The sequence below is a fragment of the Halomonas sp. H10-59 genome, from assembly GCF_040070555.1.
Classification (GTDB): domain Bacteria; phylum Pseudomonadota; class Gammaproteobacteria; order Pseudomonadales; family Halomonadaceae; genus Halomonas; species Halomonas litopenaei.
The window spans coordinates 2,221,566-2,232,888 of the sequence record NZ_CP098828.1 but is presented as its reverse complement, the minus strand read 5'-3'; the positions used below and the strand labels follow the sequence as shown (position 1 = coordinate 2,232,888).

Annotated in this window: 7 protein-coding genes; all 7 read right to left on the bottom strand. The window is 62.8% G+C overall.

Going from position 1 to position 11,323, the window contains the following annotated elements:
• Nucleotides 1-35: 35 nt before the first annotated feature.
• On the bottom strand, nucleotides 36-2,159 hold the full coding sequence (locus NFG57_RS09705) for a site-2 protease family protein (protein ID WP_348816081.1): 2,124 nt from the start codon (nucleotides 2,157-2,159) through the stop codon (nucleotides 36-38).
• Between the two features lie 14 nt (nucleotides 2,160-2,173).
• Complete coding sequence (locus tag NFG57_RS09700) at nucleotides 2,174-3,583, bottom strand: HlyD family efflux transporter periplasmic adaptor subunit (protein ID WP_348816080.1); 1,410 nt, start codon at nucleotides 3,581-3,583, stop codon at nucleotides 2,174-2,176.
• Entirely contained in the window at nucleotides 3,580-4,386 is an 807-nt protein-coding gene (locus NFG57_RS09695; protein WP_348816078.1) for an efflux RND transporter periplasmic adaptor subunit, read from the bottom strand. Before NFG57_RS09695 ends, NFG57_RS09700 begins: the two co-directional genes overlap by 4 nt.
• Before the next feature lie 11 nt (nucleotides 4,387-4,397).
• On the bottom strand, nucleotides 4,398-5,732 hold the full coding sequence (locus tag NFG57_RS09690; RefSeq protein WP_348816077.1) for a TolC family protein: 1,335 nt from the start codon (nucleotides 5,730-5,732) through the stop codon (nucleotides 4,398-4,400).
• 1,090 nt (nucleotides 5,733-6,822) lie between these two features.
• Complete coding sequence (locus NFG57_RS09685; RefSeq protein ID WP_108133590.1) at nucleotides 6,823-7,740, bottom strand: LysR substrate-binding domain-containing protein; 918 nt, start codon at nucleotides 7,738-7,740, stop codon at nucleotides 6,823-6,825.
• 249 nt (nucleotides 7,741-7,989) lie between these two features.
• Nucleotides 7,990-9,423, bottom strand: coding sequence for a cardiolipin synthase (cls, locus tag NFG57_RS09680; RefSeq protein WP_222516832.1), 1,434 nt, complete (start codon nucleotides 9,421-9,423; stop codon nucleotides 7,990-7,992).
• A 171-nt stretch (nucleotides 9,424-9,594) separates the two neighbouring features.
• Nucleotides 9,595-11,100, bottom strand: coding sequence for a fumarate hydratase (locus tag NFG57_RS09675; RefSeq protein ID WP_045991456.1), 1,506 nt, complete (start codon nucleotides 11,098-11,100; stop codon nucleotides 9,595-9,597).
• Nucleotides 11,101-11,323: the final 223 nt, after the last annotated feature.

The window sequence follows — 11,323 nt, the reverse complement described above, 5'->3', positions numbered from 1 at the left end:
CACCTGGACGTGTCAGGTTTCAATGACTGCGACGCCTATGACCCCCACTCACGCACCAGCACCTGGGCCACGCGGCGTGCCATGCTGGCTGCCAGGCTCGACGGTTGCCCCTCCAGGTGAAGCTCCCCGCGAAGCTCGGTGAGCGGCGACGATTGGTCCTGGTCAGAGACCGCCAACAGTTCGAATAGCGCACGTTCCGGTACGGAACGTTGGTCATCGGGCCGTGCCGCGATAGGCCCGCCGTGGTCTGACGCCAACATCCACTGATCGACGTAGCGGGAAGCGGCGGCGGCGATTCGCTCGACGTGCATGGGGGTCTGCGGCCAGAGACGCTCGTCATCGACAAAAAAACAAGGCTGACCGAGCGCCAGCAATCCCAGATCATCGCTGCTGACGTAGCCACGGGCGGATAGCCGATCCGTACTGGCTACCAACGCTAGACGAAGGTCTGTGCCAACCCAGCGGCCCGGATGCAGGTAGTCAGCAAGCTCAACCACTGTGCCGTCCATGGGGGCGATGACGTCGAGCCGACGACGTTGATCGGTGAGTCCAGCGAGCTGCTGGCGTTGCATGTCCCGTTCGCTCTCCAGCACCAGACTCTGGGACAGGTCCGTGTTGTCGGCACTTCGTCGGTCCAGGCGTCTATCCACCAGATTCAGATGTTCCTGCACCGTTCTTTCCCGCTGTTGCAACGCTGGCACTTCGAGCCTGACCAGTACCTGCCCCCGCTCGACGACATCGCCGACGCGGACCAGCACCTGCTCGACCCTGGCGGCGCGATGGGCAAACACCGGAACCTGTTGACTGGCGCCGAACACCACCGGCACCGTGATTCGATGAGGCAGAGGCAAGGCAACGAAGACAGCGATGCCGGCGGCCACCGCCAGGGTCATCAGCACGCGCCGGCCGGCCTCCCTGCGTCTTTTCCACCAGACCATCAGCTCACGCAGTATCGGCATGACAATGAACCATAGAATTTCCACGCTGAAGAGAAAGACGCCCAGCACCTTGAAAAAGAGGTGGTAGACCACCAGGGCAATCCCGAGAAACAGAAAGAAGCGATACACCCATACCGCCAGGGCATAGCCGATCAATACCCGGCGCTTGGCACGACTCAGCGCTTCCGGCGGCGTATCGCCAAAACCGAAAAGCCCTTCCCTCAACCACCAGCGCCCCATGGCAAAGCCCCGCTCCTGCAGGTTGACAATGCCGAGCAGGTCACTGAACAGGTAGTAGCCATCGAAGCGCATCAGGGGATTGAGGTTCACCGCCAGGCTCAGCACCCAACCGGTGGTGGCAAGCGCGAAGGCCACGAAGCGCAGTGCGCCACCCGGTAGAAAAACCCAGGCCAGAGTGGCATAGACAGCGATGACCAGTTCCACCGCCACCCCGGCCAGATCGATCAGCACACGTTTGCGCCGCCGGGGCAGCCGCCAGGCATCGGTGGTGTCGGTAAACAGCACCGGCATCATCACGATCAGCGCCACCCCCATGCTCGACACACGAACCCCAAAGCGGGTCGCACAGAAGCCGTGGCCAAGCTCATGCAGCGTCTTCACCAGCACCAGACTCAGGGAAAACGCGACCACGCCGGAAACGCTGAACATCGCCGGCAAGGTGGTGAAGAAGCTCTCCCATTGGCGAGAAACAAGGTAGAGGCCAATGACACCCAGGATAGCCGTGAAGAGCCAAAAGCCTCGATGAAAGAAGATGGCGACCAGCGGTAGGCAGCGCTTCAACCCACGCCCTGGATACACCAGGGGGATACGCACGAACAGGTAGTGATGAAGCAGCCACTTCCACCAGGATGGCCGGCTGGCCTCACGATATCGCCGAGCCTTGTCGAAGCTGCGGCCTTCGCTGGCCTCGAGCAGGTCGTTGTGATCCAGAAATTGCTGGATCTGGCGAATATCCTCTTCGCTGATGTCGACGTGTCCGCGAGCGTCAAGACGTCGTCTCAAGGCCTCCACCGTCCCCGCCGACCAGCAGGCGAGAATATCGACGACCCTGGCATCAATCTCGAAAAACCGTCCGGCCAGCGGGTCATGAATCTTCCAGCGAGCGGCCTTGCCTGGTTCTGCCCCACCTTCAATCAGCTCGAGCTCCTGACGAAGCGACCCAAGCAGCTCCTGCTCTGCTGAATCAGACGTGCCCTGCATTGCCCTGGCCACGCCTAGACGCCGGTCAACTGTCTGAAGGTGACGATCGGGCGCCGGAACAGATAGTAGAACAGTGACACCGGCTCACCATGGATTCGCGCCGTGCCTCTGAGACCCAGTCGCGGCATGTCTTCGCTCGGCTTTTCCGGTATCGCCATCACCTTGAAATTGGCGATACCGCTGGCGTTCTTTTCGGCCTTGTAAGCGGCCCGTGCCACGACCGCCGACACCGGTTCGAGGGGTGCTGCATCAAGAAACACATCCACCGAGGCCCCACGTTCGAGGGTGACGGCGTCGGCGGCCGCCACTTCGAGCCGGAAGGCAATATCCGCCGGGTCAGCTACCTGCATCACGGCTTCACCCACCCGCACGGGACGCCCTACCCAATCCTGAGGGTCGCCATAGAGGGCGACCCCGCTGCGCTCGGCGCGAACTACCGCCTTGTCGAGCAGATCATGGGCATAATCCCGCTCGGCTTCGGCAACTCTCAGCTCGCTGCGAGCGATGGCGAGCTCGCGCTTGGCCTCACTGCTTGCGATGGCAGCCTGCTGTAACCTCAACGCCTTGGACTGGGCCACCTGGACCTTGCGCTGGGCAACTTCGAAGTCATTGCGTAGTTCCACGTCCACCAGCTGCACCAGCGGATCACCCAGCGCCACCCGGGCGCCGGGAGCGACCAGGATGCGGTCGACGACGCCCGCCATCGGTGCCGCCACGACAAACGGATCACTGGCGACCACCTCAGCGGGCGCCCTCGACGTCAGCGGTACCTGCACCAGCGCCAAGGCTGCCCCCAGGCCCAGCATCGCCGCCAGCGCCAGTCCGCGCGCCCCCCGTGCTCGCCCAAGAGGCACACGGCGTCGACCTCGGATCGCACTGGCGCCGTGACCGTAGGCCTGGGCAAGACGACTGGCCAGGGCCAGGTGCGGTGTTTCCCAGGCATGCTCGCGAGTCAGTAACCAACCGGCGCCGATGGGCCGGTCGCCGTGGCTTAATGGTATCCACAGCCCATGGCGCATGGCGGGTATGCCTTCGTCCTCCAGGACGTTGGCAAGATCCAGCAAGCGCGGCTGCGTCTCGTCCCGGTGTTCACGCCAGTCACTGCCCACCAGATGCTGGTAGGCAAGCACCTGAGCACTGTCATGAGGCACCCGCGCGAGTCCTCCCACCGCCTTGACTCGCCAGCGATTTCTGCCCGACAGGCAAAACACCAGTGACTGGCGAGCCTGGAGCAGACTCTGCCCCTCATTGGCCAGGTGGCACCACAGCTGGTCGAGGCTGTCACAGTGTCGCAAGGCGCCTTCGATACGAATCAGCCGCTCGCCACCTGGCCCCATCTCCGAGCCGCTCGCTCTGGCCTGGCCCACCGTCACCGGGTGTTGCGCCTCGGCGGTAGACTGGCGCTCAATCGCCACACTCGTCATGAGGAGGTCACTCCACAGCGCCTGCCCTCACCGTCCCCACTAGAGAGCCAGGTCGCGGTGCCGCTCATCCCGGGAAGAACCCGTGCCGGTGCCTTGTCCACTCGGCTGATGACCTTGACGGTCTGGCTGACGGGATCGACGGCAGCCGAGATGCGCGACACTTCTGCGTCAAGCCTGTCGCCGGTCTCGTCCACCTCAAAGCCGAAGGCGCTACCCCGGGTCATCCAACTCAACCAGCAGGAAGGCACCACCATATGCAATTCCAGTGCGCCGTCACTCACCACCTGGATCAGGGGAGCGTTGGCTTCCGGCGTCTCGTTGGGGCGTACCATGGGCTCAACCACTCGCCCGGCAAAAGGTGCCTTGATCTGACAATCCTTGCGTTGCTCCTGGATGGCGGCCACCCGGGCCCGCTGCTCACGCAGCTTGAAACGTGCAATGTCGGCATCCGCCTGTCCGGTGGCGCCCATCTGCAACAGCTCGTTCTGCATGGCGGCGTTGCGGGATTCCGCTGCGGCCTTAGCCTCCGTCGCACGCAACTCGGCGTCGAGTCCGGCGCAGTCAAAGCCGACCAGTACCTCATCGGCATCGAAGTGGTCGCCTTCCTTGAACGGCACCTCAAGCACTCTGGCCGATAGACGACTCGACAGTATCGCCTCGTGCTCGGCCCTCAGGATGCCTCTGGCCTCGCCCATGTCGCTGGCCTGGGCAGCCCCCGACAGCAGCACTGCCAGCACGAGTCCCGGCCAGAGCGTGCGAGTCCGCTGGCCACACTGCCCCGCCCCCAGGCTTCTGCTGTTCATCCCGTGCGCCCTCATGGCGATGCCACCACGTCAATGGCCAAGGCATCGCCACGCTGCGCCCACAGAGCACGCAGATCATCGGCAAGCTCCAGGACGCTTTCGTTGCTGCTCATGCCGGCATCCACGGCGTCGATGCCGGTGGCCGTATAGACATTGGCGTAGGCCCCCTGGAGGTCCGACAGCGCCTGATCCATCCGCACCTCGGCCAGCAGGGTATTCATCTGTTCGCGAATCAGGGTCTGCTCGCTGACGTGCCTGGCACGATAGCCGGCTTCCACCTGATGCTCGATCGCTCGCTGCACCTCAAGGAATCGCTTGGCCGTGCCGAGTTCTCCACGCCGCAGTTCATAGCGTGCTCGGGTCACCGATACCTGAGTCGCCACCGCCATGGTCAATGCCAGGCTCCGTGCATCGAGCAGATCGCTCTGGGCGTCGATACGATCCTGACGGGCCGGCAGACTGAACACCTTCAGCAGGTTCCAGCTGGCGCGAGCGCCATAGCTGACCCAGTCACTGTTGTAGAGAAAATCGTCGTCGCTATAGTTGGCTCCGACGAAGAGTTTGAGACTCGGCAAGGTTTCCAGAATCGCTGTGGTGCCCTCGCGCTCGTTGTTGCGCAATTGGTAGGCGACTTCGCGCAGCTCCGGGCGATTCATCACCGCCAGCTTCAACATGGTGTCGTAGGAAAGATCGATCCCTTTCCAGGCCAGGTCACGCGGCGGCAACACCAGTTGGTAGGGTTGCTCGGGCGGAAGGTTCATCAGCGCTGCCAACTGCTGCTTGGACACCCGCAGTTCCCGCGTCAGTGACTCGAGGTCGCGGCGAATGGTCAGCAGTTCACGTTCATAGCTAAGCGCAGGCAGCGGCGCCGTCAAAGCACTGCGCTGCTGCCGGTGGGCCTGATCCAGCGCCCTTCGTGTGCTCTCCTCGAGCTCTCGAGTCTTGGCCAACAGACGTTCTGCGCTGACCGCTCGCCAGTAGGCGGCGCGTACATCCTCGATGATGCGCTGGATGACCTTGCGCTTGCTTTCCTCGGCCAGCATGACGCTGTCGGCCCTCTGCTGAGCCCGCACATAGGACAGGCCAAAATCGAGCACGTCCCAGCTCATGGTAAGATCGGTCGCCAACTGGTTGCGTTCGCTGGAGGACGAAGGTTCCAGCGACTCCTGACCACTCAACAGAGAAATACTGGAGCTGCCGGGTTCATTGTCGCGTCCCGTATAGTTGAGGTTGCCGACCACCTTTGGAAACAAATCGTAGTGCGCCAGATCGAGCTCCTTGGTGCGCAGGGCCTGCTCCATCACTTCCACCCGATAGTCCAGGTTGTACTTGATGGCGCGGGCCATTGCCGAATAGAGATCGATAGGGGCAATAACAGGTTCCTGACTGGCCGTGACCCTCGCCAACAGGTCGTCGGCGCGTTGTTCATTGGCCTGTTGCGACATCGGTTGAGGGGTGACAGCGCAGCCGGACAGCACCAGCGCCGTTGCGACGCCGACCCAGGTCTTTCCATATTGCTTTCCGAAGCACGAGGCCCTCTGGCCTGCCACTCCACACTTTTTATCGACCATCCCTGTGCCCCCTGCCGAAATTACCTCAGCCTTCAAGAGTGACGCGTCTTGCCTGCTGGTTGCGCACCTGCCTACCGGCCGCCACCGACAGGCGCCCAACATTGCAACAGCGCACAAACGTCGAGAAAGCGAGCGTATAACTTATGTTACTTCGTGTAATCAACTATCCAGAGAGCTGGACAATGGGTCAATATGAAAACCCGAAGAGCGCAAAGGTTGGCCCAGTTTCTTGACCTTGATCACAGTCATGACCGACAACGTTCGGTAGTGCACAGAGTGTCACCTGGGCGAGAAAGGCCCTCTTTTGTTACACCTTTCATGCTCCTTTTCATTGGCTGGGTACGGATACACACGCAGCAGGTAGCGCGAGAAAGGCATGACCTAGCTGCATGCCATCGGATGCGAAACCCTCGCTTAACGGGACAAGCGCCACCAGCCAGCATCGTGAATTTCCAAGCCATCTAGAGCGAAAACGCCAGTACGCGACAGCCAGGATCAGTCAGGAAAGCATGGTAAAAACGTCAGGACACGAATGTTGGGATCAACCAGGAAAACAAAGCGGGATCAAAGACAGGAAATGGGAATAGACGCGGGGGTCTTCGCAACCACTGAGCGACATGGCACCTCCATGCCGGGTCCAGCAGCGGCTTGCCTGTCTGTCGTCGTACAAGGAGGGGATAGCGCCTGACGGGCACAGGTCCTCAGGCGCTTGTCAGAGGTAAAGGCGATCAGGCCTCGAGGAAGTCTCGCGGCAGTTTCATCATCTGGCGCCACAGTTTTTCTACGCCGGGCTTACTGAATGACACCAGGAGTAGTGAACAGCGATGCAGTGCGTGGCCGACAGTGGTTAGCAATCTCACCGACATCAGGCCTCGAGGAAGTCTCGCGGCAGCTTCATCATCTGGCGCCACAGTTTTTCGACACCGGGCTTATGCACCAGTGAACAGCGATACAGGCGGATCTCCAGCGGGACGTCCCATTGCTCGCCACCGGCCCGCACCACCGCCCCGCTCTTCAGCTCCTGCCTGAGGCAGAAATCGGGTATCCAGGCCATGCCCACGCCCTGCATGACCATGGCCTTGAGCCCCTCGGCCATGGCGGTCTCGTAGACGGTACGCAGGCGCATGCGCAACGGGTCATTCTTCAACAGCATGCGCACGCTACGCCCGAGAAAGGCGCCCTGGGTGTAGGCCAGGTACGGCAGGGAGTCGTCACCGTCCAGAGGGAAGCGCGGCGCCCCCTGCTCATCCGGCAGGCTCACCGGTATCATCTTGACCCGCCCGATGGAAAAGGAGGGAAAGACTTCCCCGTCAAGCTGCATGCTGGCGTAGGGGTCGTAGTAGGCCAGCATCAGGTCGCAGTTGCCTTCGCGCAGCACATGGATGGCCTCCCCCACGTTCATCGCCACCAGCCGCGTCGGCAACTCCCCGAGCCCCTTCTGCAGCCGCGAGATCCATTGAGGGAAGAAGCTTAGGGCCAGCGAATGGGCCGCCACCACGTCCAGCGCCTCGTTGGCCATGGCCAGGCCGCGCAGATGGCCGAGGGACTCGTTGAGCTGCTCGACGATATTGCGAGCGGTCACCAGAAACAGCTGCCCCTGAGGGGTCAGGTCGATGGGCGTGGTCGAACGATCCACCAGGGTGACGCCCACCGCCTGTTCGAGGGAGCGAATACGACGGCTGAAGGCCGGCTGGGTGACGTGGCGCTGGCGTGCGGAGGCCGAGAAGCTGCGGGTGTTGGACAGCGCAACGAAGTCCTCGAGCCATTTCGTTTCTAGATTCACCAGCACTCCTTGTCAAGACACCAACCACACGGGACGCCATCGCCTTGAACGTGACCGAAGGGGCCACATCAGACCGCCCGATAAAACGGCTAAATGTACCGGAAAGCGCCCACCTTCCCAAGGGAATACTGACGCTTTATTGCTCCGCCATGCTGCGTGCCACTGTGCCGGACATTGACCAGCCTCCAGCAGAGCCTTGTTCTCTTTTTGCCTCGGGGGATGGCAAGGCAGCGGCGGCGCCTGCACAGGCTACTGCACAGGCGCCAGCAGGTAGGCGGCCCGGGACACCAGCTTGCGCCACAGCGGACGCGAGCGCAGCTCGTCGAGGCTGACCTCGCGACAGTTGGCGAAGTCCTGTTCCAGCATGGCTTCCACCTCCAGGGCGAACGCCTGATGTGGCACCAGGGCGGTGATCTCGAAGTTCAACCGGAAGGAGCGGTTGTCCAGATTGACGGTACCGACACTGGCGGCGCTGTCATCGATCAGCATGACCTTCTGATGGAGAAATCCCGGCTGATAGCGATAGACCTTGACCCCGGCGCGGATCATGTCCGGCAGGAAGGCGAAGGCCGACAGGAACACCAGCAGATGGTCGGGACGTTCCGGCATCATGATGCGCACATCCACCCCGCGCATGGCGGCCAGGCGCAGTGCGTCCTGTACGCCCTCATCGGGAACGAAGTACGGACTGGTCACCCACAGACGCCGATGGGCGCTGTGGATCAGGTGCTGGACCAGCAGGCTCGCGGTCTCCTGCGGATCCGCCGGGCCCGAAGGGACGATCACCACATGGCGCCCGTTGCCTTCATCGAGCGTGCGCTGATCCACCTGGGGCGCCCAGGACAGACTCAGCATGGTGCCGGTGGCCCAGTGCCAGTCCTCCCAGAAGGCTTCCTGCAGCCCCAGCACACTGGGCCCGACCAGCTTCAGATGGGTATCGCGCCAGGGTCCGTGGCGAGGATCCTGTCCCAGATACTCCACCCCCACGTTAAAACCACCGAGCCAGCCTTCTCGACCGTCCACTACCAGGATCTTGCGATGGTTGCGGAAATTGAGCTGAAAACGGTGACGCCATCCGCGCGAGGAGTGAAAGGCGCTGACGTGGATGCCCGCCTCGCGCAGCTCGCCCAGATAGCCGTCGCCTAGCTGCCGGCTACCGATCTCGTCGTACAGGAAGTAGACCCGCACCTGACGCCGTGCCGCCCGCACCAGATGTTCCTGCAGCCGACGACCAAGTTCATCATTACGCACGATGAAGAACTGAATGAGGATATAAGAGCGGGCCGCATCGATACCGGCAAACAGGCTGTCGAAGGTCTGATCGCCATCGACCAGCAGCTCCGTCGAGTTGGCGCGGGTCAGCGGCATCATGGCAAGCTTTTCGACCGCCTTGACGTCGGCGTCGGTGGCCCCCACCAGATAGGAATCGAAGCGATCTCGATAGCGCAACAACACGCGCCGCAGCAGCGTATCGCGCTGGCCGCGCGCCGACACATAACCGTAGAAGCGTGGTCGGCCGAAGACCCAGTAGGCCGGCAACGCCAGATACGGCATGGCGACCAGCGAAATGATCCAGGCGATCGCCCCCTGAGAGGTTCGACTCGACATCAGCGCGAGCACGGCGGAGATGGCCCCGCCCAGGTGAATCAGAAAGATGGCCAGGCCAAGCAGCCATGAGGTCATCGAAGGTCTCCATCCGTGTGACACCGCACCACATCGAGCGCTGAGCGTCGGGGCGCACTAGCTAGCGTTATTGCGGACTTCAGCATACCCGTAACGCAGGCGGCCCCGCCAGATGACGGGGCCGCCTATCGTGTCTCGCCGTGCACCGGGGCGAGACATGGCATGGGGAGATCAGACGCTCTCGGCGATGATTTCCTTCCACTTGGCCGGACCGGTCTGGTGCACCGATGAACCCTGGCTATCCACCGCCACGGTCACCGGCATGTCCTCCACCTCGAACTCGTAGATGGCTTCCATGCCCAGGTCCTCGAAACCGACAACCCTGGAGGCCTTGATCGCCTGGGACACCAGGTAGGCCGCACCACCCACCGCCATCAGGTACACCGCCTGGTTGTCACGGATGGCCTCGATCGCGATCTGACCACGCTCGGCCTTGCCGACCATGCCCAACAGGCCGGTCTGCTCGAGCATGGTGCGGGTGAACTTGTCCATGCGCGTGGCGGTGGTCGGTCCGGCCGGCCCCACCACTTCGTCACCGACCGGATCGACCGGCCCCACGTAGTAGATGAAGCGCCCTTTCAGATCCACCGGCAGCGACTCGCCCTTGGCCAGCATGTCGACCATGCGCTTGTGCGCCGCGTCGCGACCGGTCAAGAGCTTGCCGTTGAGCAACAGGGTATCGCCCGGCTGCCAGGTCTTCACCTCTTCCGGGGTGACCTCATCGAGATTGACGCGCTTGACGTTGCCACCGGCTTCACGGGTGATCTCCGGCCAATCCTCGAGCTTGGGCGCCTTGAGCGCCGCCGGGCCACTGCCGTCCAGGGTAAAGTGGGCATGACGGGTCGCCGCGCAGTTGGGGATGATCGCCACCGGCTTGTTGGCGGCGTGGGTCGGGTAATCCTTGACCTTGATGTCGAGCACCGTGGTCAGGCCACCCAGCCCCTGGGCACCGATGCCGCTGCGGTTAACCTTGTCGAACAGCTCCAGGCGCAGCTCCTCGGCGCGATTGGCAGCGCCCCTGGCCTGAAGATCCTGGATGTCGATCGGATCGAGCAGGGCTTCCTTGGCCAGCTCCATGGCCTTCTCGGCGGTTCCGCCGATGCCGATGCCGAGCATGCCGGGCGGACACCAGCCGGCCCCCATCTTGGGGAGCTGTTCCATGACCCAGTCGACCACCGAGTCGGAGGGATTGAGCATGGCGAACTTGGACTTGGCCTCGCTGCCGCCGCCCTTGGCCGCCACGTGAACCTCGACGGTATCGCCAGGCACCAGCTTGTGGTGGATCACCGCCGGAGTGTTGTCCTTGGTGTTCTGACGCTTGCCGTCGGGGTCGGCCAGCACCGAGGCGCGCAGCACGTTGTCCGGGAAGTTGTAGGCCCGGCGCACCCCTTCGTTGATCATGTCATCGAGGCTCATGTCGGCCTCGAAGCGCACGTTCATGCCCACATGGACGAAGACCGTGACGATGCCGGTATCCTGGCAGATGGGACGATGGCCGGTGGCACACATCCGCGAGTTGATCAGGATCTGGGCGATGGCATCCTTCGCCGCCGGATTCTCCTCCCGCTCGTAGGCGGCCGCCATGGCGTCGATGAAGTCCTTGGGGTGGTAGTAGGAGATGTACTGCAGGGCATCGGCGACACTCGTGATGAGGTCGTCCTGGCGGATCACGGTCATGGCAGACTCCTTGGCTGGGTCGATACGCCCGCTCTCTTGGCGTCCCGTAGGCGTCATGGCGGGCTTGCGAGGGCCCGTAGTGTAGCGCATTACGCCACGGCTCGGCAGCCGTCTGTGCCGGTTCGTTTAACGCGCTACTGATCCGGCGTCTGCTTGCCGGCTGGCGGAGATCCCGCCTCACTCTGGAGAACGAGCCTGGGCTGCGCCAATTGAACAGGATGCG

Excerpts from the sequence above, each read along its gene's own strand:
- NFG57_RS09705 (WP_348816081.1), bottom strand. The coding sequence starts at position 2,159 with ATGCAGGGCACGTCTGATTCAGCAGAGCAGGAGCTGCTTGGGTCGCTT.
- NFG57_RS09700 (WP_348816080.1), bottom strand. The coding sequence starts at position 3,583 with ATGACGAGTGTGGCGATTGAGCGCCAGTCTACCGCCGAGGCGCAACAC.
- NFG57_RS09695 (WP_348816078.1), bottom strand. The coding sequence starts at position 4,386 with ATGAACAGCAGAAGCCTGGGGGCGGGGCAGTGTGGCCAGCGGACTCGC.
- NFG57_RS09690 (WP_348816077.1), bottom strand. The coding sequence starts at position 5,732 with ATGGCCCGCGCCATCAAGTACAACCTGGACTATCGGGTGGAAGTGATG.
- cls (WP_222516832.1), bottom strand. The coding sequence starts at position 9,423 with ATGACCTCATGGCTGCTTGGCCTGGCCATCTTTCTGATTCACCTGGGC.
- NFG57_RS09675 (WP_045991456.1), bottom strand. The coding sequence starts at position 11,100 with ATGACCGTGATCCGCCAGGACGACCTCATCACGAGTGTCGCCGATGCC.